Below are 24,597 nucleotides of genomic sequence, written 5' to 3' on the forward strand. Positions count from 1 at the left end.
TCATGGCAGGCACAAAAATAATACAAAAAAACAAAACGCAATCAATTGTCAAACAATCAATCACGTTTCATACAAATTACTGCATATTATCTAAAATTTGTTCATTCTATCATAATACTCTATTCACACTGTATTTAAAAATAAAAAAGCAATTATCCATTGTAAGATAATTGCTTCTCTGAAAGTAGTCCCGAGGGGAATCGAACCCCTATCTAAAGTTTAGGAAACTTCTATTCTATCCGTTGAACTACAGGACCTCCTTTTAGATTTCGGTTGCAAAGATAACGTATTCTCTTGATTTAACAAGACAGAACATACAGATTTATAGAGTATCCGAACAATAATAAGGCAGTCATAAAATATACTATAAAATAGAGTCAGTAAAGAACAAGAATATTCTCATCATTGCAAGATAATACACCCTAAAAACTAACAGATAGATTGTATTTTGCATAAAAACTGCAACATTTCGTCATTTTCAGCATAAAAGAGCAATAACAATATGCAATCATTTAAAACACAAACAAGACACAGAACAGCGCATTTTGCTTACTCTAAATACCAAAATAGCCCCATAACATAATTCTTTTGACAGGAGGCTACAGATAAACAGAAAAAGATTTTGCTAAGTCGTTTAACTTTACGACCTTTGCGAAACCTTCTGCACAATAAATGAATATACACAAACCACTTAAAAAGGGGTTATATTTATGCAAAACGAAGAAAGTCGATCCTAAAATTAAATATAGTAAGTAAAATTATGGCAGACGAAATGATGGTTAAAGAATTGGAGCAAGTGGTAGTGCGCTTCTCCGGCGATTCCGGCGACGGTATGCAATTGGCCGGCAACATCTTCTCGAACGTGTCGGCAACAGTAGGAAATGACATCTGTACATTCCCTGACTATCCGGCAGATATCCGTGCCCCGCAAGGGTCATTAACGGGTGTATCCGGCTTCCAGGTACATATTGGAGCAAGTAAGATATTTACTCCGGGCGACCGCTGCAACGTATTGGTTGCAATGAACCCCGCAGCACTGAAAACACAGATTAAGTTCTGTAAACCGCAAGGATTGATCATCACTGATTCCGATTCTTTTGGAGCAAAAGATCTGGAAAAAGCAAAATTCACAACAGATAACCCGTTTGAAGAATTAGGTGTTAAGCAAGAAGTACTTGAAGTACCTATTTCATCTATGTGCAAAGAGAGTCTGAAAGATTCCGGACTGGATAACAAAGCTATACTCCGTTGCAAAAACATGTTTGCACTGGGACTGGTTTGCTGGCTCTTCAACCGTAACCTCGAAGCTGCAGAAAACATGCTTCGCCAGAAGTTTGCTAAAAAGCCCGAGATTGCCACAGCAAATATAAAAGTATTGAACGACGGTTATAATTACGGCGCCAATACCCATGCTTCTACCTCTACTTATAAAATAGAAAGTAAAAGTCCGAAAGCAAAAGGACTCTATACCGATATTAATGGTAACAAAGCCACTTCATATGGTCTGATTGCCGCTGCTGAGAAAGCAGGACTGGAACTCTACCTGGGTTCTTATCCTATTACTCCGGCTACAGACATTCTACACGAGCTTTCAAAACATAAATCACTGGGTGTAAAAACAGTACAGTGTGAAGACGAAATTGCCGGATGTGCTTCAGCCGTAGGAGCTGCTTTTGCAGGCGACCTCGCTGTTACTACTACTTCCGGACCGGGTGTATGCTTAAAAAGCGAAGCGATGAACCTCGCTGTCATTGCCGAACTTCCGTTGGTAATAGTCAATGTACAACGTGGCGGTCCTTCGACTGGGCTTCCTACTAAATCGGAACAAACCGACCTGTTACAAGCGCTTTACGGCCGTAATGGCGAAAGCCCGATGCCTGTTATTGCCGCTATTTCACCTACCAATTGCTTTGATGCTGCTTATATGGCAGCCAAGATAGCCCTGGAACACATGACTCCGGTAGTATTGCTGACTGATGCTTTCATCGCCAATGGTTCTGCTGCCTGGAAGTTACCTAATCTGGAAGAATACCCGGCTATTAATCCTCCATACGTCACTCCGGACATGGCGGAAACATGGACTCCGTTCCAACGCAACGAGAAGACCGGTACACGTTACTGGGCTGTTCCGGGAACAGAAGGATTTATGCACCGTATCGGCGGACTGGAAAAAAGCAACGAAACAGGAGTGATCTCTACTGAACCTGAGAATCACCATAAGATGACGTTGTTACGCCAAGCCAAAGTAGATAAGATTGCCGATAGTATTCCTGAACTCGAAGTACAAGGTGATGCAGATGCTGACCTACTGGTAGTAGGATGGGGTGGAACATACGGACATCTCTATTCGGCTGTAGAACATATGCGTAAGAACGGTAAGAAAGTAGCCCTTGCTCATTTCCAGTACATCAATCCGTTACCCAAGAACACAGCCGACGTACTGAAGAAATACAAAAAGATTATAGTAGCCGAACAGAACCTGGGGCAATTTGCCGGATACCTGCGAATGAAAGTGCCCGGACTGAATGTCAGCCAATTCAACCAGGTGAAGGGGCAACCTTTCGTTACGAGAGAACTTGTAGATGCATTCACTAAATTATTGGAGGAATAAGAGATGAGCGAAACAGTATATACAGCAAAAGATTATAAATCAGGTCAGCCCCGTTGGTGCCCGGGATGTGGTGACCATGCTTTCCTGAACTCTCTGCATAAAGCAATGGCCGACTTGGGAGTTGCTCCGCACAATATCGCAGTAATCTCCGGTATCGGCTGCTCCTCCCGTCTGCCTTATTACGTAAACACCTACGGCTTCCACACCATCCATGGACGTGCTGCCGCCGTAGCTACAGGTGCCAAAGTTGCTAATCCCGACTTGACTATCTGGCAGATATCCGGTGATGGTGACGGACTGGCTATCGGTGGTAATCATTTTATCCACGCCGTTCGTCGTAATATAGACCTGAATATGATTCTGCTAAACAATCGTATTTATGGACTGACTAAAGGGCAATATTCTCCGACTTCGGAACGTGGATTTGTCAGTAAATCATCTCCTTACGGAACAGTAGAAGATCCTTTCCACCCTGCAGAGCTTTGTTTTGGAGCACGTGGACGCTTCTTTGCCCGTTGTATAGCTGTTGATGGTGCCGCTTCTGTAGAGGTACTGAAAGCAGCAGCCAACCATAAAGGCGCTTCTGTCGTAGAAGTACTGCAAAACTGCGTTATCTTCAACGACGGTACCCACGAGAGCGTTGCTACCAAAGAAGGACGCGCTAAAAATGCAATCTATCTGGAGCATGGCAAACCGATGATCTTTGGTGAAAACAAAGAGTTTGGGTTAATGCAGCAAGGTTTCGGATTGAAAGTAGTAAAGCTGGGAGAAAATGGTATCACAGAGAAAGATATTCTGATACACGATGCCCACTGCGCAGACAACACACTGCAACTGAAACTTGCACTGATGGAAGGTCCCGAGTTCCCGATTGCTTTAGGTGTAATTCGCGATGTGGAAGCTCCTACTTACAATGATGCCGTAGTAGAGCAGATCGAGGAAGTAAAAGGTAAGAAGAAATATCACAATTTCAACGAACTACTTATGACCAACGATACCTGGGAAGTAAAATAATTACTATATACAAACAGAAAAGAGGTTGCACTTACCTAAGACGGTTACAGTGCGACCTCTTTTTTCTTATCACCCCTTCAGCATTCTATATAAACATCCTCTGCTTTATATACTTCTTATTGGCTTTAGAGGGTCTATCTGTTTCAACCCTTTGAGAGTCTTTTCTCAAAGCTTTGAGAAAAAATTCTCAATACATTGAGAACACTGTTTCATATGCATTGAGAAAGTTGTTTCATATATATTGAGAAGAATAATGATTCACAGCTCTCCTATTCTTTTTCTCCGTAAGCCAGATCACCGGCATCACCTAATCCCGGAACAATATACGAATGCTCGTTAATCTCCGGATCAATAGCTGCACACCAAATAGTCGTTTTATCTTCCGGAAATATCGAAGCAATATGTTCCACCGCCTGCCTGCTGGCAATAATAGAAGCTACATGAATTTCTGCCGGATGCCCTTTAGTAAGCATAGCCTGATAACTAAGCTCCATACTGCTTCCCGTCGCAAGCATCGGATCAGTAATTATCAAAGTTTTTCCATCGATACGTGGTGAAGCAATATACTCAATATGTATATCAAATTTCAATGTATCCTTATACTTACGATATGCCGAAACGAAGGCATTTTCTGCATAGTCAAAATAGCTCAGAAAGCCCTGGTGAAATGGCAACCCGGCACGAAGAATAGTACTGATTACCAACTGACTATCCGGTGTACTGACCGGTGAAATCCCCAAAGGAGTCTGAATCTCCTTTACAGAATAAGCAAACGTCTTACTCATTTCATAAGCCATAATCTCACCTATCCGCTCAATGTTACGACGAAAACGCAGACGGTCATTTTGAACTTCTATATTCCTTATTTCTGATACATACTGATTCAGAATAGAATTTGTTTCACTAAAATCAATTATCTTCATTTTATTAGCCTTTATTTATTCAGAATTTATACGATGCAAAGTAAATGATAATCTTTCAAATTGCAACATTCAGTTAGCAGATATTGTTAGTAATATATAAAAGAGATTCGATTAGGGAAAAATTTCTCTAATACGTTATTTCTTTCCAAAGAAAATACTACTTTTGTAGCCGATTTACAAGGAGATGTTTAAAAACATCCTTTCCCTTAAATGCCAGAATGAGATAATAAAACAAAATACCAATTTAAATTAATTCAAAAGAAAATGGCAAATTTAGATTTAAGCAAGTACGGTATTACAGGTGTAACAGAGATTTTACACAACCCGTCTTACGATGTATTGTTCGCTGAAGAAACCAAACCGGGTTTGGAAGGTTTTGAAAAAGGCCAGAAAACAGAACTGGGTGCTGTAAACGTAATGACAGGTGTATACACAGGTCGTTCTCCTAAAGATAAATTCTTCGTTAAAGATGCTACCAGCGAAAACACAGTATGGTGGACTTCTGACGAATACAAAAACGATAACAAACCAGTAGATGAAAAATGCTGGAAAGCCGTTAAAGAATTGGCAACTAAAGAACTTTCTAACAAAAGATTGTTTGTTGTTGATGCATTCTGCGGTGCTAACCCTAACTCTCGTCTGAAACTGCGTTTCATCATGGAAGTTGCTTGGCAGGCTCATTTCGTAACAAACATGTTCATCCGTCCGACAGCTGAAGAACTGGCTAACTTCGGTGAACCTGATTTCGTTATCATGAACGCTTCTAAGGCTAAAGTTGAAAACTATAAAGAACTGGGTCTGAACTCAGAAACTGCAGTTGTATTCAACCTTACAGAAAAGATTCAGGTTATCCTGAACACCTGGTACGGTGGTGAAATGAAGAAAGGTATGTTCTCTTACATGAACTACTTGCTCCCATTGAACGGTATGGCTTCTATGCACTGCTCTGCTAACACAGACAAAGAAGGTAAAAACACAGCTATTTTCTTCGGTCTGTCTGGTACAGGTAAAACAACTTTGTCTACTGACCCGAAACGTCTGTTGATTGGTGACGACGAACACGGATGGGACGACGAAGGTGTATTCAACTTCGAAGGTGGTTGCTACGCTAAGGTTATCAACTTGGATAAAGACAGCGAACCGGATATCTACAACGCCATCAAACGTGATGCTCTTCTTGAAAACGTTACTGTTGATGCTAACGGTAAAATCGATTTCGCTGATAAGTCAGTTACAGAAAACACTCGTGTTTCTTACCCGATCTATCACATCGAAAACATCGTTAAACCGGTATCTAAAGGCCCGGCTGCAAAACAAGTTATCTTCTTGTCAGCTGACGCATTCGGTGTATTGCCTCCGGTATCTATCCTGAACGCTGAACAAACTAAATATTACTTCTTGTCTGGATTTACAGCTAAATTGGCAGGTACAGAACGTGGTATCACTGAACCGACTCCTACATTCTCTGCTTGTTTCGGTGCTGCTTTCTTGTCATTGCACCCAACAAAATATGCTGAAGAACTGGTGAAGAAGATGGAAAAATCTGGTGCTAAGGCTTACTTGGTTAACACAGGTTGGAACGGTTCTGGCAAACGTATTTCTATCAAAGATACTCGTGGTATCATCGATGCTATCCTTGACGGTTCTATCGACAAAGCTCCTACTAAGGTTATTCCTTTCTTCGACTTTGTTGTTCCTACTGAACTTCCGGGAGTTGATCCTAAAATTCTTGACCCACGCGACACTTACGAATGTGCTTGCAAATGGGAAGAAAAAGCAAAAGACCTGTCTGCTCGTTTCATCAAGAACTTCGCTAAGTTTGAAGGTAACGAAGCTGGTAAAGCATTGGTTGCTGCTGGTCCGAAATTGTAAGATAAAGCAAATCGTTTCGAACGAAAGTTCAAATACTGATTATAATAATAAAAGCGATTCCCAAAAGGGGGTCGCTTTTTTTGTTTCTTACAGTTAAAACACTTACTTTTGTACAAGACAAACTTAACAACAAATAATCAGACTCTTATTCATGTTTTTTTAGCAAGAATTTGGCTCTCACTTTTGCAATATTAAACTCCAAAGTAAAATGAAATCACCATTCATTGCCTTTGCCTTTTTTCTAATTTCATTCTTCGTTGTAGCATGCAACAGTGATGAAGCTTCTGACTACCCTACAGATCCGGTGAGCACCACCCAAGTATCTCTCTGTATCGCACCTTCTATTGAACAAAGCGAATTACCAATGAGCCGTAGCAGTGAACAACCGAAAGGGTTGTATACTATTAATGTATTTTGGCAAGGTAAGGGATTAAAAAATTACGAACCATACGTTTCTGGTCTGTTCGATGATGTAAGCCAAGTAAGTATCAGCCTCATCGATGGGTATAAATACCGTTTTGACTGTACCTATTTAGGAGAAAATGAACTTCCTCATCACATTATCGACAATGGGGTTATAAAATATGGACGTCCTTTTGCTCTGACGCAAGATGGCAGTATTTATGCTCCGGTCACCAATAGATTAATTGTCTCTCTGGCTCCATTCGATAAAAATAATCAGTTTTATCAGGGAACTTATTCAGGCAACACAGAAGTTACAGAAGGCAAAATATGCTCTTACCCTTCCAACCATCGTTATTACGGAAGCAACATTGTCGATCTGAGCCAATCAACAACTTCACATGTCAATGTGAACATCGAATTGCTACGGGCATACTGTACACTGACATTCGAATCGAAAGATATTCCGCAAGGAGATATTATTGAAATAACTCTTTCAGGAACATCTCCCTTTACCATTCTCGGAACCGGTGGAGATGGAACGATAAAAACGGAAGAACGATTATTGGCACTCAGCAAAACAGCCGACAGATGGAACGGAGGAATCAATGCAAGTGATCAAAGTTCTATTTTAGTGAGATATTACTCAACCAAAGACAAAGAATGGCACTCCATCTATCAAGATGCTCCTCTCATCACGCTAAAACGAAACAAACGAAATATTATCAAATTCATCAATATAGATCAGGCCACAGGAGAAAGTCATTTTACTATGGGCGAAGGAGAAATAGCTGGTAACCCCACTGATTCTGAACACCAGGAAATTATCTAAAACAATAAAATAAACATATATCATCATGAATTATTCTAAAAAACTTGCTACCATCAGCGCTTTAGCAGTGGCAATATTAAGTTCTTGCATCGAAGAAAAAGATCTGTCACAAATTAGTAAAGTTCCTGAACCGGAAACCTATTCAGAGGTAACTTTTAATATTGGAGGTGAATGTAGCACCACAGAAACTCCGCTTTCACGTGCTGCAAATGAGAAAAAAGACATTTATGGTATTACTGTTTCTCAATGGATCAGAGACACAAGTGGACGTCTCCAAAGTAAACCTTATGCATATGGGATATTTGACAACATTAGTAACCTGAAATTAAATCTGTTAGACGGTTACAAATATCGTGTAGCTTGCACAATGGTAAGAAATGCAACAGACTCCCTCGAAGTAGATGGAAAATTAGCCCGCCCTTTCACTCTTGACCGCAACGGGAAAGTATATGGTACAGTAGAAAACAAGTTTCTTATAGCAGATCAACCTGACGGTACACAGCTATTCCTCTTTGATGCAGATAACAGTAAAATAGGAACTAAAGCACAAGAAGATATCTCTCGCCCATCTATTTTACGATATCATGGACTTATTGACTCCCTGGAAACACATACTGCAAATAATGAATTAGAACTATACCGACGTTACTTTGCTGTAAAATTCGTAGCAAACGGCTTGCGTAAGAACTACAAACTGGAAGTTCAACTGGATGATTCTCCTAAATGGGTCCTGACACCGGAAAAGAATGAGACAGATTATACCTACATATCTTTCAGAACTTTAACCGGAAAAATCACAAGTGGTAATATTATTTCAGAAAATGCAATGTTCAGAGTGGAACTTTTTAAGGATGGAGTCAGTCAGGGGAAAATAATGGAATATAACCGTTCTTTTAAACGCAATTATAAATCGGTTATCGCTATCAGCGACATTGACAACTTTGGTACAGACGCCGATCTAAGTATAAAAATAGCTGATGAAGGTGAACTGGAAAATGATCCGACAACTGACCTTCCCTGGCAAGGAGGAAATTAATGAAACAAGATATTAACTGATAAAACTAAAAAGGAAAGTGTATACCGACTCATTGTCGTACATACACTTTCCTTTTTTCATATCTTAATAATCAAAGTTACTTAATGATCACCTTAGTTACAGCATTATTTACTTTAACAAGATAAAGACCAGCAGGTACCTCAACTGTATTAGCACCAGCAGCAATTATTTTGCTTGCCACCACCTGACCGACAGTATTGACAACAAGCACCTGAGCACTTTCAGCAGCATCAATCTTGATAGCTTTATCACCAGCAAAAACGGTTGCAATAGCGTTATCACTTTCAGTACCAGTAATACCTACGTTTTGGGATTCAGTAAAGTTGGTTGGGAATAACTGAATATCCCCATTACGGAGGTTCACGATAGCAGTGATATCATATTTCTTTTCGTCCTGAGGGATTGTAACATCAGTAAAACGAGAATAAATATTGAGGCTACCACTCGCATCAGTAATTGACTTACCATCAGAAGCGACACTAACATTACCTATTTTGATCAGCCTATTAGCCATGTCGTTAGTTACCTGTGCAGCTGTAACAATAGTCGGAGCAATAGTTGCACCTGTAGTTCCTGCCTTAAACGAGGCTTGTACCGGAGAACCTAATTGAAGAGCACCAGCAAATTCTCCAACGACTCCTTGGAAGCCTGCAGGAATTACATCACCATTCTTATACGTTTGTCCAACAGCACCATAAATCTGTAATGCTCCAGTTGCATCCTGTACGAATAAGTATATACCATTCTGATAGAGAACATTCACAGGATTAACAAATTCGACAGCAGCATCCTTACCCAATTCATAGAACTTAGCAATATTATCTACACTTACAGCCATATTATAGGTTGCTGAAGCAACATCACTGAGATCATTACCTTTAGAAGCTATAGCCTTGATCGTAGTAGTAGTTTCTACTTTAATAGGAGCAGTATAAACAGTAGAAGCTGTAGTAGGTTCTGTTCCGTCAATAGTATAATGAATAGTTGCATCAGCAGTACTACAAGAAATAATCACATTCTGTGCTTCATAATAAGTTCCACCATTCGGAGAGAATGCCGGAGTAGCTACTGCAGCCGGTTTACCATAAGAAATCACAATTGACTTGATACGTATCTGGGCAATATCAGACTTTGCCACAAACTCAGACACATTCCCAGTCCAAGTAATTGTATTATCAGTAGTATTTGCAGTGAGCGTTTCACCTCCAACAATAATATCAGCACAATATTTTTTCTCAGTACAATTGATTACAATGCTTGTAATAGCCTCTCCATTAGCGCTCTTTACTGTCAAAGTTGCTCCTTTATAAACTCTTATATGATCAGCAGATGGAGCAACTGCAGGCGATCCTCCTTTTGTATAGGAAATAGTCATCCCATCAATAGTAGTAGAATATCCTTCGGCATCTCCTGTCCACGTAGAAGCCGAAGAATTTGTTAGAACAGTCTTTTCTGTTGCATTTGTCATCCCCATTGCAACCACCACCATAAATAACGAAAGTAATAGTTTTTTCATATCATAATGTTTTTAAGTTATTATTCCACAAAGTTATACAATATTTAAAATTAAGCAAGCGCTCAATATTTAAAATTTCACAATGTTACCGCATTGTAATACCAAGAGCAATTACAAGCAAAATAAAGCCCGGCAAGATGACTCCAGCCGGGCTTTTCCTTACTATATTACAAAAGCGTTAATTTTTATTCGCACGTTTACGTTCGTTTTCATCTAAAATGACTTTACGCATACGCATTGCTTTCGGAGTAACTTCAACATATTCATCTTCCTTGATATACTCCAAAGCTTCCTCAAGTGAGAATTGTACAGGAGGGATCAGCCTCGCTTTATCATCCGTACCGGAAGCACGGGTATTAGTCAGTTTTTTCGATTTAGTTACATTCACCACCAGATCTTTTTCGTGAGAATGTTCACCTACCACCTGTCCGGCATACACCTCTTCCTGTGGGAAAATAAAGAACTTTCCACGATCTTGTAACTTGTCAATTGCATAAGCAAATGCCGTTCCGGCCTCCATGGCTATAATAGAACCATTGGTACGACGTTCAATCTCACCCTTGAACGGTTGATATTCTTTGAAGCGATGAGCCATAATAGCTTCACCAGCAGAAGCAGTCAACACATTGGTACGAAGACCGATGATACCACGTGACGGCATATCAAATTCAAGATTTACACGTTCACCGTTGCTTTCCATCATCGTCATCTCCCCCTTACGGCGGGTTACCATGTCGATAATCTTACTTGAATATTCTTCGGGGACATTTACGGTCAACTCCTCTATCGGTTCGCACTTTACACCATCTATCTCTTTATAGATAACCTGCGGCTGTCCTACCTGCAACTCGTATCCTTCACGACGCATCGTTTCGATAAGTACAGACAAGTGAAGAACGCCACGACCGGAAACAACCCACTTACCATCCTCTTCACTCTTACGAATGCGAAGGGCAAGGTTTTTATCGAGTTCCTTCATCAACCGATCATGTATATGACGTGAAGTTACAAACTTACCGTCTTTACCATAGAAGGGAGAATCGTTGATAGTAAACAACATACTCATAGTAGGTTCGTCAATAGCGATTGGCGGCAATGCTTCCGGATTTTCATAATCACAGATCGTATCACCGATCTCAAAACCATCAATACCTACCAAAGCACAAATATCTCCGGACTCTACTTCCGTCGTTTTCACACGACCCAGTCCTTCAAATACGTGTACCTCTTTAATCTTCGATTTCACAAAGCTGCCATCTCTTTTTGCCAATGACACATTCATGCCTTCCTTCAACACGCCACGATGTACACGCCCTACGGCGATACGACCTGTATAAGAAGAATAGTCCAATGAAGTAATCAACATCTGAGGTGTACCGTCCAATTGCGTAGGAGCCGGAATATTCTCAATAATACAATCCAACAACGGAAGAATAGTATCTGTAGGCTTCTGCCAATCGGTACTCATCCATCCATTCTTTGCCGAACCATAGATAGTTGGAAAATCAAGCTGTTCTTCTGTAGCATCAAGACTGAACATCAGGTCAAATACCATTTCATGTACCTCGTCCGGACGACAGTTGGGTTTGTCTACTTTATTAATAACCACAATAGGCTTCAAACCGATCTCCAATGCTTTTTGCAATACGAAGCGAGTTTGAGGCATCGGGCCTTCAAAAGCATCTACCAACAGAATACATCCGTCGGCCATATTGAGCACACGTTCTACTTCGCCACCGAAGTCACTGTGCCCCGGAGTATCAATAATGTTAATCTTAGTTCCGTTATAAGTGATAGAAACGTTTTTAGAGAGAATCGTTATACCTCGTTCACGTTCCAGGTCATTGTTATCCAGAATTAGTTCACCGTTTGTCTGATTGTCGCGGAACAAATTTCCGGCCAGAAGCATCTTATCGACTAACGTCGTTTTCCCATGGTCAACATGGGCAATAATTGCAATGTTCCTAATGTTTTGCATATAATACCTAATATTTGCCGGCAAAGGTACGAAAATTGGATTAGAAAAAAGACCTATAGAGATTTTTTTTCCTGCAAAACGTTGTGGGATATAAAGATAATGGCTATCTTTGCACGCTCAAAAGTAAAGTTTATATATTACAAAAAACTAAGAATTATGTATTTAGATGCTGCTAAAAAGCAAGAAATCTTCGGAAAATACGGAAAGTCTAACTCTGATACTGGCTCAGCTGAGGCTCAGATAGCTTTGTTTTCATACCGTATCTCCCATCTGACTGAGCATATGAAGCTCAACAGAAAAGATTATAGTACTGAAAGAGCTTTGACAATGTTGGTAGGTAAGCGTCGTCGCTTACTCGACTATTTGAAAGCAAAAGATATCGAAAGATATCGTGCCATTATCAAAACTCTTGGATTGCGTAAGTAATCCGCTTGTTACAAACAAGATTAAAAGAAGTCGTTTCTCTGAGAAGAAGAAGCGACTTCTTTTTTTTAGTCCTCCCTCAGTTATTGTCCTACCCGAACTTTCATTAAACCCTTCGTACGCTATACCATAGACAGCCTTTAAAGAAGTCGTAACAGAACATTGTACGACATGTACATCTCGTACAGTACGACATGTGCATCTGGGACTGTACGACATGTACATCTGGGACTGCACGAGATGTACATGTCGTACAATACCCTTCACCGAGGCAGAAAGTATATGCCAGTAACCAAACGATTGATTGAAGTTTGTCCCCGCAAGAGGAAACAGTAAATTGACATTTTCTACACTTATAATTGCGATGCTATAAAGAATTTGCTATTTTTGCAACTTAATAGCTCTAAATTATAACCTTATAGACAATAAATACTATCAATATGGATACAAGTAAGATTGTCGGAGAAAAAATAAAAGCCCTCCGCGAAAACAAATCGATTACAATAGAAGAATTAGCACAGCGCTCCGGCCTGGCAGTAGAACAAGTAGAACGCATCGAGGGGAATATCGACCTTCCGTCACTTGCACCACTGATCAAGATAGCACGTGTATTGGGAGTACGCTTGGGAACATTCCTTGACGATCAGGACGAAACAGGTCCTGTGGTATGCCGTAAGGAAGAAGCCAAAGATTCCATCAGCTTCTCCAACAATGCCATTCATTCGCGCAAGCACATGGAGTATCACTCTTTATCTAAGTCTAAAGCCGACCGCCACATGGAGCCGTTCATTATTGATGTAGCTCCTACCGCTGACAATGACTTTGTACTCTCTTCTCACGAAGGCGAAGAATTTATCATGGTTATGGAAGGCATCATGGAAATCAGTTATGGTAAAGCCAGTTATTTGCTTGAAGAAGGTGACAGCATTTACTATGACTCCATTGTCCCGCACCACGTACATGCTTATGAAGGAAAGGCAGCAAAAATTCTGGCCGTAATCTATACACCTATTTAGTGATTAGCGATTAGTGAGAAGTGATAAGTATCGCATATCCATCGTACTTATCTCTTCTCACTAATCACTAATCGCTTATCACTCAACACTTATCACCATTTATCATGCAATTATACAACCGAACTCTCGGCCAATGGCTTGAACATTGGGCTGAGGAAACTCCCGACAAAGAATACATTGTATACTCCGACCGTAATCTGCGTTTCACATGGAAACAACTCGACCGTCGCGTAGACGATATGGCTAAAGGTCTTATCGCCATCGGAGTAGAAAGAGGTACACACGTAGGAATCTGGGCTGCCAATGTACCCGACTGGCTTACGCTACTATACGCTTGCGCCAAGATAGGTGCCGTCTACGTAACTGTAAATACCAATTATAAGCAGGCTGAATTGGAATATCTCTGCCAGAATTCCGATATGCACACACTGTGTATTGTCAACGGAGAGAAAGACAGCGATTTTGTACAGATGACTTATACCATGCTTCCTGAATTAAAAACCTGTGAACGGGGACATCTGAAGAGCGAACGTTTCCCCTACATGAAAAATGTGATATATGTAGGCCAGGAAAAACACAGGGGCATGTATAACACTGCCGAAATTCTGTTACTGGGAAATAATGTGGAAGACGAAAAGCTGAATCAGTTGAAAAGCCAGGTAGACTGCCATGATGTAGTAAACATGCAGTATACATCAGGAACCACCGGATTTCCTAAAGGAGTAATGCTTACCCATTATAATATTGCCAACAATGGTTACCTCACCGGTGAGCATATGAAATTCACAGCAGATGACAAATTATGTTGCTGTGTGCCGTTATTCCACTGTTTCGGTGTGGTGCTGGCCACAATGAACTGCCTCACCCATGGCTGTACACAAGTAATGGTAGAACGTTTCGACCCACTGGTAGTATTAGCATCTATTCATAAAGAACGCTGTACGGCACTTTACGGAGTTCCCACTATGTTCATTGCCGAACTGAACCACCCGATGTTCGACATGTTCGATATGTCCAGCCTCCGTACCGGAATTATGGCAGGTTCTCTCTGTCCGGTAGAATTAATGAAACAGGTGGAAGAGAAAATGTACATGAAAGTAACCAGTGTATACGGACTTACAGAAGCAGCCCCCGGCATGACGGCTACACGAATTGATGACTCGTTTGACGTTCGTTGTAATACAGTGGGACATGATTTTGAATTCACCGAAGTAAAAGTAATCAATCCGGAAACAGGAGAAGAATGTCCGGTAGGAGTACAAGGTGAAATGTGTAACCGGGGTTATAACACAATGAAAGGATATTATAAAAATCCTCAGGCCACGGCCGAAGTAATTGATAAGAATAACTTCCTGCACTCGGGTGATCTTGGTATCAAAGACGAAGACGGTAATTACCGCATCACCGGCCGTATTAAAGATATGATTATTCGTGGAGGAGAGAACATCTATCCACGCGAAATAGAAGAATTCCTCTATAAGTTAGACGGTATAAAAGATGTACAGGTGGCAGGAATTCCCTCTAAGAAATACGGAGAAGCTGTAGGAGCCTTTATCATTCTCCGCGAAGGAGTAAAGATGCACGAATCAGATGTAAGAGACTTCTGCAAAAACAAGATATCCCGTTATAAGATACCCAAATACATCTTCTTTATCGACGAATTTCCAATGACAGGTAGCGGAAAGATACAGAAATTCAAATTAAAAGATCTGGGACTGCAACTCTGTAAAGAACAGGGAATCGAGATAATATAACTCTTGCAGCAATATACTTCAAAATAAAAAAAAGCCAGCTGATTAATTATCGGCTGGCCTTTTCTTTATCTTTCTTTTCTATTTTACCATAATCTTTTGTACCACATTCACTCCGTCCTTAGACAAATGAACAAAGTAGAAACCTTTTTCCCAATACGACACTGAGACATCTGTTTGTCCGGTAGTCATTACGCCACTCCATACTTTTGTTCCATTAATACCATAAACAGATATGTGAGTACGCTCCGGAGCAGTTATATGTAACAGATCACTTACAGGATTGGGAGACAAAGAGACAGCCTGAAGACCCGGATTATGAATAGCACTTCCTCCACCTGTATCAATCTTACCGGCAAAAATAGGTTCACCCGGCTTTTCATTGTAAGCAAACCGGTTGACTACGTAATAGCCTCCATCAGCACTTACTGTTATTTCAAACCAGCCATACAACATATTACCTAAATACTCAAAAGCAAAACCAGCATATGCAGTACGGCCATACCAGCTGGTAAACTGGCTGGTGGCAATATCCAGCTGATTGGGATAATCTCCGGGAGTAACCCAGTTGGATTTAACCCCAATCTCTGTTCCTTCGGCCAAAGGTGCAATATTCCTCGTATTTTCCAGGCAAACCATTGGTTTAAGGTAGGTTTCCAGTTTCAAATGTTTTACACCAAATTCCCAGGCACCATAGCCGTTATCCAAATCTTCGGGAGCATAAAAATAAGTCCAGTTTCCATATTCTTCTCCGGCACCTATCCCGAGATCTCCAACTATAATCTGATATGGATTCAGAAAATCAAAGCTCAATTGCGCTGATAAATTTTCAATATCCGAATGGTTGAATACAGTTGGCTTCAATGTTAATTCGGTTACATCCATATCCTTTGCTTCATGGCTTTCGGCCTTTCCTTTGAAAGATAAAACAGCTTGCTTCTCTGATACAACCTCCAATTGAGAAATCAGGCCCTGGGGTACATTCAATGTATAATCCGTTCCCTCGGTCAAGATACCTGTCCGGTTGAATGCATTATCTCCCATAACAACCAGATTTATAGTTTGCGTAATTGTCCCGTCATTCAACTCTGCATTTTCCATCACAGAAGTAGTACCGAATATCAATTCCGATTTACCCATGTCCCCACTCTTTTGTCCCGCTATGATAGCACTTCCCGGAGCTTCATTAAAGGCATAATCCAATAAGGTGAACGAATTACCATCATCGGCTACAGATATTCTCAGCCAGCCATATAATATCTCACCAGCCAGAGTTCCTTCAAACTGAATACCCACAAATGCAATTTTTCCTTTCCAGTTTGCATAGCCTTTAGAGACTAAAGTTCCCAGATTCGGATAAGCTCCAATACCTGTTGTCCAATCAGAAGAATCACCAATCTTTTCTCCATAATTAACTACAGTCAGATTGGTTCTGGCTCCCATCATCTTCTTCTCATATGATTCGATATACAGGTTACCGTAATAACTACCCTGGTTAGAGTTCCACATTAACCCAAATTCAGAATTCTCATATTTTGTATCTAACTTAATAATCTCCCAACCATGAGCAGATGAAATATTGATATCCTCACAATCTACATACTTAATACCATAATCGGGACGACATTCCAACGTCAACGGCAATTTACAATCATATAACTCACCACTCTCTAACATTCCATTCTTGAAAATTACAGCTAATTCTATGTTCCGGTCGTTTACTACTGCCTTACCCTGGAAAGATAAAATAAGTACCGTGTTACTTTTCTTCTGCAACTTAGGAGTCAATCCTTCCGGCAATCCATCAATAACAAAATCAGTACCGTACACAAAGTCTTTATCAGCCAGTACTCCATTGATTAATGTGAACTCAAATGTACCCTCAAAAGTTCCATCATTGGCAGGTGCCTCCAGGATGTCTCCACGACTGGTCAAAGCGATGCGTTTGGTAGCTTCCTCTATAAAAAAGACTTGGTCGGCAGTTTCTTTTTGCCACAATTCTATACGAGCCGGATGATCCAGCGCATCGAGCATCCGGTCTATCTGACCCTTTGTGAACATAGACGTACGCACATAGGAATAATTCATATAATTCGTCCAGTTGGTCAATTCATTCTCACAATTCCGGTCAGCTGCTCCCATCAGAGCCACATCTGCTTTAGGCGTGTCATCTACCCAGTCACCCGGATTAGGTTGTCCTGCCTTATTTGCTTTACAACCGTCGGGCCAACGTCCGCCATTGTCATCGAAAGTATGAGCCAAGTTCAGGAAATGCCCGAATTCATGGGTTAATACCCGACGGAAATTTTCATCCGTATTCATTCCGATATAAGCACCATTATATACTACACGGGCCAGATTTTCTTCCATCATTTCTACATCCGGATACCAGGATACGCCCGAATTATTGGTCACTCCATCACCATAAAGATCATTCATCACATACACATTCATATATTTATGGTTGTCCCAGGCATACAGTGCCATTCGGGGTGCATAATAGTTCCCGAACCCACTTTCAAGACGATGATACAGAATACCGGTAGTCGCTTCTCCGTCGGGTCCCTTTTCGGCCAATTTGAAAGTAATATTCATATTAGCCTGAAGTTTGTTAAAGTCAGGATTATCATCACCGGAATTTGCTGTTATACCCTGAAAATCTTCATTCGTTTTTCTCAGAGCATCCTTTATTATCTCATCATTGAGCTTTGCCCCATTAAAAGTCTCTCCAAAGACGTGAAACACTACCGGGATCACATAAGAGTCGGGACGCTCTGTTGATACTCTTGTTTGCGGTAGTTGATTGTGTCTCTTTAAAGCAGTCGGGTTTTCCTCAAAATAACGCTGAATCTGTTCATGGGCACGACATGGCAAAGGCGCTCCCGGTACATAACCCGGCACGTTTTGCGCAGTACCTCCCAAAGCTACTAATAGACACAGTAATGTAGTCCAATAACTTGTTCTGTTCTTCATTGCAAAAAATTTTAAATGGTTTATATAGAATAAGTAGTATTTCAAATTTAGTTCATACTATGACAGCGTTTTATTGAAACGCAAATGATCGTAGATTTTCGCAGATTAAATGACTGCGCTATACTTGAGCGATGATATGCTTTGCGTGAATCTGTGAGTTTCTGCGTTTCAATAATAATATCATATAATTTAGAACGATTACTTAATAAATTGTAGTAACTTATAATCCGGTAACAGAAGCTTGCCTGTTGTACTCCTCATACAACATCAGAAGATGTGCAGCCGACCAACTAAAGTGGGGAGCTTTCAACTGTTTACCTGTATACGTTTCGTAGTTTTCATGTATTGCACCATCTCCCTTCAGTCCATGAAGCCTGTCGAATACCTGACGGGTATATGCATCTGCCTCCTCCACATAGCCATATCTTCGTAATCCGGAAATAGCAAAATAAGTCTGATCCAACCATATAGGCCCTCTCCAGTATCCGCGGGGTATAAACTTCGGATTATCGGCCGCAACAGTAGGAAAAGGGATATAAGTAGAGAACTTTGTAGAATCCGTAAATAGCTTCATAGCCTCCTTCATCTGCTCCTTAGTTGCGATACCTGCCCAAAAAGGTATATAAGCCTCACTGCCTGGTTCTTTCACAAATGTTCCATCCAACTTTTTATCAAAAAAGAATCCGGACTCTTTATCATAAAAATAAGTACTTATAATATCTGCATATTCCTTTTCACTGAATGGCTGTTTCGCCACTACCGCAAGTTTTTTCAGCAGAGAATATTCATAAGCCAGAAAAGCATTCAGATCAACCGATTCCTGATCAAAACTCCAGGCTGTATCGCTATTCTTTACCATTTTTGCATGATCAAATCTAATAGCATTGTCCATTCCACTCTCCCAGGCTGCCGCCTCAAGCGTTCCATCTACCGAACCGAACTCACAGATACCATTTGAATCATGATCACGATCCAGATACCACCAATGATAATAGTTAAGTAACTGAGGGTACATCTCTTCCACAAAAGCAGTATCGGCTGTTGCTTCAAATATCTTACTCACGGCCCATACAGCCAAAGGTGGTTTACTATCTCTTGCATTGTTTTCACGGATATCCGTATAAATACAATCTATTATCATTCCGTTATCCAATTGATAATCGAACATGGCACGTACCTGATTCTTAGCCAGTTCCGGAGCAAAGTCAGCTAACGCTGCAGCATGTTTCCATGAGTCCCAGGCCCAGAATCCCATAAAATAGCCTACAGCATGTGATGGGACTACTCCATCATGTAATAATCCGGCACGGCTACTACGCCAGTTGGCAATGAGGGTAACCACTGCTTTGACTGCAATCCGATCGTACTCCTCCGGCATATCAGGTCGCAACACTTTCTCTAAATAACCGTTCCAACACTGATAATGCTTATTGATGAAACCGGAAGGATTCGATTGTATCTTGGCAATAGCACCAAAATCAAACATCTGCCCCTTGATATTCTCCAGGGAAGAGATTACCACATAAATTGGAGATGCAGACGAAACATTCGCCTCATATCTATTACCGGAGAAATGGATCTTTACATTTTCCGGAAAGGTAATCAGATATTGATCTCCGGAGGGTGAAGAAAGCATGCATGAATTATTTACTACACTATAAGAAGAATTATCATCTAATGCCTGACCATAAAAACACAACGGTTTATTACTATCCGAAACACATTCCAGCAGTACGTTGGATTTATCAATAAAGAAAAGACGCTGACTTATAGTCCCATGCCTAGAGGAAGAACGCATATATAGCTCTCCCGGAAAATAGACAACAGAATCCGGAGAGAAAACTTCATCAGGAGCTTCAGCAAATCCTACCGTTACCAATGATTGAGAAATCCATCGGCGTGTTTCCAGATCGAAGGGACCGCAAAAGCCATTAATCCATCGTTCCTTTTGTGGTACAGTAAACCCCATCCACGCTCCTTGATCAGAAAACCACCCGCTACAATAAAGAGAGTCATTAGGAGTATAAGATATATCCAGAATATTGTCATACTTATGTACTAACAAAGGATGAAACTCTTTTTTTTGCTCAGAACAATTACTAAAAAGTATACTCACGCCAATCAGTACACAAAATCTTATAATATATTTTCTCATAATCTTTACGAATTTAATTAAAACCATATCTGACGAGCCTGCTCAGCTATTTTCTCTAAAGTCCGGATGGGTTGTATGACAAAACTATATTTCCTCATTGACGGAGTAATAGTGTATTCCGGATGTACCTGAGCCCCCCAGCTATTATCTCCACCTACTCCCATTTGCATCTGGTCTACATTAATCCACACCAAATCTTTCTTCTCTATACTTCCACCATGCCTGCGTTCTACACTGAAAGGAACGTAGTCAATATCATCCTGTATAAAATTCCACGCACTTACAGACAAAGGTTCTGTGCCTGTAATCAATAATCCCTTTTGCTCTTTATCACAAAGGGCAAGCCAGCGGGTATCACACTTATTACCGGTCTCCTGTGCACGCACATAAGGATGAAATTGTTCCCATACGCTTGCCTGGTAAAATCCTATGGCAGCAGACGTTTTACGATCAGCATAATTTTCGTGGGGCCCTCTTCCAAACCAGGTCATCCGGTCATACTCTTTTGGAATAATCATACGCATTCCAAAACGAGGCATTTCCGGTAATGTTTTTTGTCCCGGTATAAACGACATTTCCACTTTAATTATTCCGTTTCCAAGAATCTGATAGGCTATTTGCACAAAAGAGTCCTGCTCTTCCAAACGATATTTGGTAAGTACTTTAATGCATGTACTATCGGGGTTAGTTTCCATGTCCAACTTAAGAAGCCGGGCAACTTCCATTGTTCTCTTCCATTCCACACTACGTGAGAGCAAACCACTGGGCACATCATTATCTGTAGAGGGTCTCCAAAAATTAGGTCTTAACCCCGCCAGAAGCATTTCTTTACTGCCATATTTCAGAGAAGTCATTTCTCCTGAAACAGTTGAAAACTCTGTTCTGAACGATTTACTTTCGAGTATCAATTCTTTTTCTGTACGCAATACCTTAATGGGTTCATTGGTTTTATTTACATGTTGCCCACTCTTCTCAACCGGTAGCTGCCATTGATCCATCGCTACAATAAAATCCTTCGGAGCATAAGATTCTTCCCGCCTGGTCAGCGTTTCAACCTTCAGGAAATATTCTTTTGATGCAGGAAGAAGTTCACGGTAAGGAATTGTTATTTTCCGGGAGGAACTCGCCGGAATAACAGGAAAATCTAAAACACCCGATTGAATTTCTTCGCCGTCTGCTTCAACAACCCATCTCAGATAATAACCTGACAGATCTATAAAATCATGGCGATTGGTAACAAGTATCTTGTTTTTTGTGAAAGCAACCGGTTCACAATGTACATATTGATAAACCTTCTTTACCTCCCAGATGTGTGGATGAAGTGAACGGTCTGCTGCTACCAGACCATTCGCACAAAAGTTAGAATCATTAGGTACACCAACATATCCCATATCACCGCCATATGCCCAGATATCATGACCCTTCTCATCCTTTTTAGCAAATGTCTGATCAACCCAATCCCAAATAAATCCACCCTGCAAATTATCATACTTATAAATCAAATCCCAATAGTCTTGCAGGTTACCTGTACTGTTCCCCATAGAGTGCGCATATTCACACATAATCATCGGACGCAACTTCCGTTCATTGACAAATTCACGCAACCACCAAATCCGGGCATACATGGGACAGTAGATATCCGACAAACCTTCACGACGAGCTGCTTCATACTGAACCGGCCGAGTCGTATCAAAGCTTTTTGTCCAATTATACAGTGTTTCAAAATTCTTTCCATAGCCTGATTCATTACCTAATGACCATGTAATAATAGCTGTAAAATTACGGTCACGCATTACCATACGTTTCATACGTTCCATAAAAGGACGTTCCCAGTCAGGATAATTGGCTAAAGTACCATCCTCATGATATTCCATTCCGTGTGATTCAATATTGGCCTCATCAATCATATAAAGTCCGTATTCGTCACACAACTCATACCACTCCGGCCTGTTGGGATAATGACTGCAGCGGACAGCATTGATATTGAACTGCTTCATCATCTTAATATCTGTGAGCATAGTTTCCAAAGAAAGTGTACGTCCCCGATGTGGATCATGCTCCTGCCTGTTTACCCCTCTAATTAAAATAGGAACATTATTTATCAAAAGCTGTCCGTTACGCATCTCAACCGTACGGAAGCCCACACGATGCCGAAATGCCTCTAAAGCGTTCCCTTCCTTATCCTTCACACTTACTACCATAGTATAAAGATTAGGTGTTTCCGCATTCCATGCTTTCACATTTTTAATAAAATGATTGAGGCCTAAAAGAGTGTCGGACAAAGAAGTAATAATCTTTTCATCAGAAAATAGAGTATCCTTACCATCCATTAACTTCAGCTGTACGCGGTTTCCCACTGCATCAGCAGGTAAAGTCATCGCCAAATCCAATTGCAGATCTCCATCTTTATAGTCATTCACCAACTGAGCTGACGTCTTAAAGTCCTTTACCCGACACTTTGGTCTGGCGATCAGGTAGACACTTCGTTCAATGCCACTGTATTTCCAGTAATCTTGCCCTTCTAAATAAGAGCCGTCACTATATCTGAAAACCTGAACCACTATTTTATTGTTGCCCTTTTTCAGCAAAGAGGTCACATTAAAGTGTGAAGGAAGACGACTGTCTTCGGCATACCCTACAAACTGTCCGTTTACCCAGCAATAATAAGCAGATTCAACTCCTTCAAAGTCCAAAAATACATCCATTCCACTGAAGGATTTCGGTACAATGAAATCTCTGGCATAAATACCTACCGGATTATAATCTGAAGGTACAAAAGGGGGATTAGCGGGAAAAGGATATTTGACATCTGTATAGATAGGACAGTCGAAGCCCTGGAGTTCCCAACTTCCAGGTACCTCAATATCACTCCATTTCTTTGTATTAAAATCCGGTTTAAAGAAATTCTTTGGACATGCATCCACATTCCGGGAGTAAAGAAATTTCCACGTCCCGTCTAAAGAGACTTTCCGTTCATTAGCCTGTACATCGTTGGACAACGCTTTTGCTTCGGAAGGAAAGGAAACAAAATAGGCACACGCCGGCTCTCTGTTAATACCGCTGATTTGTGGATCCTGCCAGGGAACTTGCTCCCCTGCCAACAAAGATGCAGAACAAAACAAACCATTAATGATCAAGTATAAAATATGCTTTTTCATATTCTCAATGTATTATAGTTAAATGGTACACAATAACGTTACAATGAATGGTACGGAAAAATCCAGTAAACACCCATGGACAATAGACACAACTATATATTTTTCTCCGGAATAGCGAGTTATAATGGGAAGAGTAGTATCCATCGTCGTAGCCCCTCCTACTGAGATAGGTGCCAATTTTCCAAAGAAACGAACCAGAAAAGGTGCTGCCAGCAAAGCTATAATCTCTCTCATTATATTGGATAGCAGGGCTATAGTTCCCAATTCGGCTCCTTTATATTCAGTAATAATAATGCTTGATAACGAATAATATCCAAAACCCGCTCCCACAGCCATACAATCAACCGGAGAATGCTTGTTGAAAAAAACACTACTCATACAACAGCCAACAAGAGTACCTAGAATAGTCAATACAGGAAGTAAAAAGAATCTTGGATTTACTGTCTTAAAATTCAATAGTATTTGAGGATTATTGCCAACAGTAATACCAACACAAAACATCAAGGCACATAATGCATAAAAACTCAAATCCAGTTGTTCTAAGTACGAAGGATACAAACCGTACAAATTAAGTAAGATACCCAATATAAAGAACAGTACAATAACAATGCTACTTTTCATCCCCTTCCTCCTTTCACGTCCCGGTATGATATAAAAAGCCACAATCCCCAGGCCCCCAAAATACTGCCTACAACAGCTGTCAATGTAATTACCAGTGCTTCAAGCCCGATCGTATGCAATCCTTCTATAATCATTTTATTACCACCAACCTCCGTTCCAAGAAGAAATAGAAGAATCCATATTAGCCACGTAATAATCCGATGTACAATATTCAGGTTTCGTTTTCTTAATAGATAACCAAATAATACACCACTGCCCATCAATCCAATAATAGTAAATATAAACATACAAATTA

At 40.6% G+C, this 24,597-nt stretch carries 16 protein-coding genes and 1 tRNA gene; 8 read left to right on the forward strand and 9 right to left on the reverse strand.

Annotation, left to right across the window (positions count from 1 at the left end; translation table 11 throughout):
- Window positions 1-185: 185 nt before the first annotated feature.
- A tRNA-Arg gene (locus QX565_RS16815) sits at window positions 186-257 on the reverse strand.
- 503 nt (window positions 258-760) lie between these two features.
- Here QX565_RS16815 and QX565_RS16820 point away from each other — a divergent pair.
- Window positions 761-2,611, forward strand: coding sequence for a 2-oxoacid:acceptor oxidoreductase subunit alpha (locus QX565_RS16820; RefSeq protein ID WP_195350561.1), 1,851 nt, complete (start codon window positions 761-763; stop codon window positions 2,609-2,611).
- A gap of 3 nt (window positions 2,612-2,614) precedes the next feature.
- Window positions 2,615-3,625 (forward strand): 2-oxoacid:ferredoxin oxidoreductase subunit beta, encoded by a 1,011-nt coding sequence (locus tag QX565_RS16825; protein WP_025867052.1) that lies wholly within the window; start codon window positions 2,615-2,617, stop codon window positions 3,623-3,625.
- 269 nt (window positions 3,626-3,894) lie between these two features.
- Here QX565_RS16825 and upp read toward each other — a convergent pair whose 3' ends face one another.
- On the reverse strand, window positions 3,895-4,548 hold the full coding sequence (gene upp, locus QX565_RS16830) for a uracil phosphoribosyltransferase (RefSeq protein WP_025867053.1): 654 nt from the start codon (window positions 4,546-4,548) through the stop codon (window positions 3,895-3,897).
- A gap of 264 nt (window positions 4,549-4,812) precedes the next feature.
- Between upp and pckA the strand changes: the two genes are divergently transcribed.
- The 3 genes from pckA to QX565_RS16845 all read left to right on the forward strand — a co-directional run bounded on the left by pckA (window position 4,813) and on the right by QX565_RS16845 (window position 8,690).
- A complete protein-coding gene (gene pckA, locus QX565_RS16835) occupies window positions 4,813-6,420 on the forward strand; it encodes a phosphoenolpyruvate carboxykinase (ATP) (protein WP_289293604.1) in 1,608 nt (535 codons plus the stop codon).
- 208 nt (window positions 6,421-6,628) lie between these two features.
- Complete coding sequence (locus tag QX565_RS16840; RefSeq protein WP_289293606.1) at window positions 6,629-7,654, forward strand: hypothetical protein; 1,026 nt, start codon at window positions 6,629-6,631, stop codon at window positions 7,652-7,654.
- Window positions 7,655-7,679: 25 nt separating this feature from the next.
- Entirely contained in the window at window positions 7,680-8,690 is a 1,011-nt protein-coding gene (locus QX565_RS16845; RefSeq protein WP_289293607.1) for a hypothetical protein, read from the forward strand.
- Between the two features lie 97 nt (window positions 8,691-8,787).
- On the opposite strand, the gene QX565_RS16850 is transcribed toward QX565_RS16845, so the two are convergent.
- Both QX565_RS16850 and typA read right to left on the reverse strand, forming a co-directional pair.
- Complete coding sequence (locus QX565_RS16850; protein WP_289293609.1) at window positions 8,788-10,227, reverse strand: chitobiase/beta-hexosaminidase C-terminal domain-containing protein; 1,440 nt, start codon at window positions 10,225-10,227, stop codon at window positions 8,788-8,790.
- A gap of 178 nt (window positions 10,228-10,405) precedes the next feature.
- On the reverse strand, window positions 10,406-12,205 hold the full coding sequence (gene typA / locus QX565_RS16855; protein ID WP_221649108.1) for a translational GTPase TypA: 1,800 nt from the start codon (window positions 12,203-12,205) through the stop codon (window positions 10,406-10,408).
- Between the two features lie 156 nt (window positions 12,206-12,361).
- Here typA and rpsO point away from each other — a divergent pair, with 156 nt between their 5' ends.
- From rpsO to QX565_RS16870, 3 genes are all read left to right on the forward strand, one after another.
- The gene (rpsO, locus tag QX565_RS16860) at window positions 12,362-12,631 is read left to right on the forward strand and encodes a 30S ribosomal protein S15 (RefSeq protein ID WP_002558242.1); all 270 of its coding nucleotides are present in this window, start codon (window positions 12,362-12,364) and stop codon (window positions 12,629-12,631) included.
- 437 nt (window positions 12,632-13,068) lie between these two features.
- Window positions 13,069-13,644, forward strand: coding sequence for a helix-turn-helix domain-containing protein (locus tag QX565_RS16865; protein WP_002558243.1), 576 nt, complete (start codon window positions 13,069-13,071; stop codon window positions 13,642-13,644).
- 104 nt (window positions 13,645-13,748) lie between these two features.
- Window positions 13,749-15,398 (forward strand): AMP-binding protein, encoded by a 1,650-nt coding sequence (locus tag QX565_RS16870; protein ID WP_289293611.1) that lies wholly within the window; start codon window positions 13,749-13,751, stop codon window positions 15,396-15,398.
- A gap of 78 nt (window positions 15,399-15,476) precedes the next feature.
- Here the strand turns inward: QX565_RS16870 and QX565_RS16875 are convergent, their stop codons facing one another.
- The 5 genes from QX565_RS16875 to QX565_RS16895 form a co-directional block, all read right to left on the reverse strand.
- Window positions 15,477-18,368, reverse strand: a complete 2,892-nt coding sequence (locus QX565_RS16875) for a M43 family zinc metalloprotease (RefSeq protein WP_221649106.1) — start codon at window positions 18,366-18,368, stop codon at window positions 15,477-15,479.
- 220 nt (window positions 18,369-18,588) lie between these two features.
- Entirely contained in the window at window positions 18,589-20,523 is a 1,935-nt protein-coding gene (locus QX565_RS16880) for an MGH1-like glycoside hydrolase domain-containing protein (RefSeq protein ID WP_289293613.1), read from the reverse strand.
- Window positions 20,524-20,540: 17 nt separating this feature from the next.
- On the reverse strand, window positions 20,541-23,681 hold the full coding sequence (gene lacZ / locus QX565_RS16885; protein ID WP_289293615.1) for a beta-galactosidase, LacZ type: 3,141 nt from the start codon (window positions 23,679-23,681) through the stop codon (window positions 20,541-20,543).
- 18 nt (window positions 23,682-23,699) lie between these two features.
- Window positions 23,700-24,302, reverse strand: a complete 603-nt coding sequence (locus tag QX565_RS16890) for a LysO family transporter (RefSeq protein ID WP_289293616.1) — start codon at window positions 24,300-24,302, stop codon at window positions 23,700-23,702.
- Window positions 24,299-24,583: a LysO family transporter gene (locus QX565_RS16895; RefSeq protein ID WP_221649223.1), complete on the reverse strand. Its 285-nt coding sequence runs from the start codon at window positions 24,581-24,583 to the stop codon at window positions 24,299-24,301. The genes QX565_RS16890 and QX565_RS16895 overlap by 4 nt, the downstream gene beginning before the upstream one ends.
- Between the last annotated feature and the right edge of the window lie 14 nt (window positions 24,584-24,597).

Source organism: Bacteroides sp. 41_26 (genome assembly GCF_949740115.1).
In the GTDB taxonomy this organism is placed as follows: Bacteria; Bacteroidota; Bacteroidia; order Bacteroidales; family Bacteroidaceae; genus Bacteroides; species Bacteroides nordii.